The following is a 900-nucleotide window of genomic DNA, read 5'->3' as shown; positions in this document are numbered from 1 at the left end:
TTTGGACTGAATAATGAACACCTCAGCACACCAGACGCACGAATCAGTATTCCTAAGTATATGAGACTAGGGAGAGAAGCCGCTCGCATGACGCGAAGTCCATCAATTGGCTTAGAATTTGGAAGAAACACCTTAGATAGCCATATTGGGCTTGCGGGATATACAGCGGCCTGCGCGCCAACACTTCAACAATCCTTGTCACATATCATTGATATGGAGCTACTAAACAGTCGCAACACTAGGGGAAAGTCATCTCATTTTATGAAAGATGGCCGGCTTCATTGTCAGTTTTATTCCATTAGCCCATACAATAGGTATAACTATTTTGTTGTCGACACGATGCTCGCCTCATGGCGGTCTTTCACTCAACGTCATTGCCCCGAAGCTGAATGTCACCATATTGAGATCGAATACCCTTTGCCATCATACAAAGAAGATTTCGAAGACTTTTTTCAATGCCCCGTTTTATTTGGCCAATCAAAAAATGCATTGATCCTTAAGCGAGGACACGAGACATTCGTGCTCAATCAGTCCCATCAACCAACATTCTCAAAAATGCAGGCTATATGCGAACAAGAACTTATGACTTGGAAATCAGGAAAAAGCATTTCAGACCAAGTCATAGATTTGATCTCTGAAAACCTTAGCGGTACACCACCGGAAATTGACTTGATAGGGAAAAAACTTGGATTAGCAGGCTGGACGCTTAGGAGAAAACTAGCGCAGGAAGGTCATCATTATCAAACACTATTAGATAATACACGTAACGCCTTGGCTCAGAGCTATGTGAGAGATACAGGGCTCAACTTCACTGAAATTACGTTTATTCTAGGATTTTCTTCACCATCATCATTTCAGCGCGCGTTCAAACGTTGGACAGGCATAAGTCCAGGCGCTTAC

General features: G+C 43.0%; 1 protein-coding gene. It reads left to right on the top strand.

Annotation, left to right across the window (positions count from 1 at the left end; translation table 11 throughout):
• Positions 1 to 6 precede the first annotated feature (6 nt).
• Positions 7 to 900: AraC family transcriptional regulator (locus A3762_RS24465; RefSeq protein ID WP_255375085.1), on the top strand; the 894-nt coding region annotated here is incomplete at its 3' end.

This window comes from Oleiphilus sp. HI0125 (assembly GCF_001635355.1).
The sequence above is the reverse complement of the archived record's forward strand: the minus strand, read 5'-3'. Positions and strand labels throughout refer to the sequence as shown.